Origin of the sequence: Alkalibacterium sp. (genome assembly GCF_046484155.1) — a bacterium.
Lineage (GTDB): Bacteria > Bacillota > Bacilli > Lactobacillales > Carnobacteriaceae_A > Alkalibacterium.
Window position 1 is genome coordinate 1 of the sequence record NZ_JAWOBT010000127.1, and the last position, 3,240, is coordinate 3,240.

Genomic DNA, 3,240 nt, shown 5'->3' on the forward strand with positions numbered 1-3,240 from the left:
CCGCCTACATTCGATAACAGCAGGACGAGAAAGGCCCAGAAGGACAAACCCAGCTGAGCGAGTAGGCCGGTGCCGCCAAAGCCGATCATTATGGCAAAGGTCGCACCCAGAGATGCGCCAGAAGAAATGCCCAGGATATAAGGATCTGCGAGCGGGTTTTGGACCGTCGTCTGCATGACTGCACCGGCTAGTGACAACCCCATGCCCGTGAGCATCGCTAAGAGGACCCTTGGGAACCGGATCTGCCAGATGATATTTTCATAGGCGCCAGAGGACAGGTTGGATAGCTCCCCGATCAGTCCCCCTGACAGGTTTTTAGTCAGTATCTGAAAAGACTCCGTGAGAGGCACCGCGACTTGTCCGACCGTGACGCCGATCCCCACCGACAGAATGATCAGTACGGTAAATAGGAGCAAACTCATGTAAAACAATTGGCGCTGTTTGTCGATGCGGTTCATCACATTCTCCCTTCCTGGCTAAAAATCAATCGGTTGAATACAATTCGGTGCTGAGTTGTTCCATACCGGTCAAGATCTGGTAACCGTAGCTCCAGAATTGATTGTAATCAATTGTGTAGACGCGGTCTTCCTGGATAGCGGTCAGGCTGGAAAGGGCGTCATTGGCTTTCAGATCGGCCATGCTTTCTTCTGGAGCGCGTCCGCCAGTGTAGTTGACCAGCAGCAATACGTCCGGATCCGCTTCGAGTAAGGCTTCAACACTGATTTCGCCCGCTGCGTCTGCAAACGCATTGTTCAAGTCCATGTAGCTCAGCGCATCGTTCAAATAAGTGTCGGCTGCCCCGCTGTAGACATCCACGTTGGTGCCTTCTGCCCCAAAGAGGTAGGCATAATCGAGCGTCTCCTGATCTTCAGGTACACCCGCAACGATCTCGTCCATGCGTGTCTGTACGTCAGCTGAAAATGCCTGGGCGTTCTCTTCAACTGTGAACAGTTTTCCTAAATCATCGATGTCCGCATACAGATCCTCGAAGGTTGCCCCGGTCGTTGACGTCCCTTGAATGTACGTTTGAATATCCAGCTCATTCAATTCTTCGACCGTTCCCGTTCCCCATTCCGTACTCGCAAACAGTTGGCCGCGTCCCACGACGATATCCGGATCAGCCCCAACGACCAGCTCTTTCCCGACATAGCCTTCTGCCAGAACCGGTATGGTGGAGAAATCCTCAGCTACTGTTTCGTCGCCTTCACCATATAATGCGGCGACGCCTGTGATGTCCTCAGCTAATCCAAGTTGAAGCAGCAGTTCCGCTGTTCCCTGGTTATTGGCGACGATGGTTTCCGGACGGGATTCGTAGGTTATTTCTTTTTCAGAAAATTCTGCGCCTTCTGAAGATACGGTGTAATTGGCCAGTGTCAATGGAAAAGTGGTTGCTTCTGTCTGTTCAGTTGGCTCGTCATTTTCGTTTGTGCCGGCCTGATCTTCCGTGGGATCTGTTTGTCCGCAGGCTCCCAGCAACAATGCTGAAGCGGTAACGAACCCTAAGTATGTCGTCAATTTTAGCTTGGTCATCTTTTGTTCCTCCATTATAGTGTGATTTTTATTCTTTTTCATATCGTTTCCAGACTGTCGCCGCTTTTGGTTTCAGTTTATCGGCATAGGTCGATACGGTCCCCATCGCATTAGCCTGGGGATCGATGTAGGTTTTGGCAGCATTGACGGCATTGACCGCATCATGAAACGCTCCGGCTATCAGATGGACTTTACCTGGATATTTCGCGGCGTCTCCCGAAACAGTAATCTCGTTGCCACTGGAGCTTATAAAGTCATTAATTAAACCTTCGGCTTCAGTAGGTGTTGTATCAAATGATGTTTGTGATGAGTCTGCTGAAAGTTTTTGTCTTAAAGCAGAGGCAGTATTTACATAACTTTCAGAAAGCTCTATATGCTTATAGATATGACTGAAGTGAAGATCTAATGCTCGGTTATATTTTTCCCGGGGTATTGACCCTGTGATTCTGGAAGCATCAATAACTGATGCTCCTGATACCATATCGCAACTCAAGAATTCTTCTTTTAGCTTTTTCTCAAGCTGATCTTTAAGAGTATTATTCCTTGTCCTGAAATTATCCAGTGTCTCCCGCCTCTGGCCTGTAGCATAATCGGAATTACGGATCAGGTAATCAACTGTTTTTATATATCTATCAAAATCCCTCTTAAATTCATTATCAGAATTATACCATGTATTTAAGCAAAACACCAATGTGTCATTTCTATTCCCGAGAGCAATTTCCGCTGGCTTTTTGTTATCAAATAAATTGAGCCGGACTTCTGCATCGCTACCTCTAAAAAAGTTCTTTTCATCAACAAAAAGACTGATACTAAAGTCATTATTCCTGAAGCTGAATTTCTTCGACGCATTAAGAGATGGTAATACCAATTTGCCAAGTTCTTCGAGCTTCTTATCAAATCCTGGAACAGTGTTTTTTATTTCGTTAGTAACATCAATCTCATCCTCATTAAAGAAATAGTAATTACCATCCTCTTCTCGGATGATACTTTCCTTTATAAGGTTATCAAGAACTTCCCCTACTTTTTGCTGCAGCTCAAGTCTGTTCTCGTCAACCTTTTTCATAATAAGAATAACAAGATTATCCACATTAGGAGGAAATGTTTGCTGCACTTTATCAGAGAGGTTTGAGACAAGAAAAAGTGTTTTTACAATTCTTGCAGCAAACTCGTTATTCTTAACATAGTCAAGAGAAAGCGCCGGGTCTATAGCCCTTGAGCCAGCATGCTGAAGATTTGAAGTAAACTGGTTATTAAAAAAGGCATCGAATGGGACAAACTGACCTACTTCCTTTTCCGAGGCATAAACTTTTGCAGTATAGTGCGTAATTCCTAAAATTGATCTCTCATTGTCCTTAACTTCCTTAATGACATACCCCCGGTTCTGGAACGATTCAAAAACGTTTGATATAAGCCTGAACTGGTAAGGCACAAAGGGATATGCAAGAATAAAATCTTCTTCAGTTTCATAGCCTTTGTAAAGATCATGATTAAGTTTAAACTGCAGTTCAATTGCATCCTGATTGGACCTGTATAGTTTCGAAAGCTCAACAGCACCAGAAGCATTCTTTTCAAGAACTCTTTTTTGAGTTATATAAGCTGCATCGGTGCTTTCGAGTGAAATGCGGTTATATTCCGGGTCGAAACGGCCAAGTATTTTTCCAAATTCATCTTTAATATCATCAGATCCTACACCCTGCGTCAGGTTTTCAA

Annotated in this window: 2 protein-coding genes and 1 pseudogene; all 3 read right to left on the reverse strand. The window is 44.8% G+C overall.

Annotation, left to right across the window (positions count from 1 at the left end; all coding sequences use genetic code 11):
- Positions 1-350 (reverse strand): iron chelate uptake ABC transporter family permease subunit (locus tag R6U02_RS09135; protein ID WP_410263305.1); only part of this gene is annotated, 350 nt, incomplete at its 3' end.
- 133 nt (positions 351-483) lie between these two features.
- On the reverse strand, positions 484-1,530 hold the full coding sequence (locus tag R6U02_RS09140; protein ID WP_410263306.1) for an ABC transporter substrate-binding protein: 1,047 nt from the start codon (positions 1,528-1,530) through the stop codon (positions 484-486).
- 28 nt (positions 1,531-1,558) lie between these two features.
- Positions 1,559-3,240: pseudogene (locus R6U02_RS09145) on the reverse strand (hypothetical protein); the annotation flags it as partial.

What these genes read in the sequence shown, in the direction of transcription:
- R6U02_RS09140 (WP_410263306.1), bottom strand. Translation starts at nt 1,530, where the DNA reads ATGACCAAGCTAAAATTGACGACATACTTAGGGTTCGTTACCGCTTCA.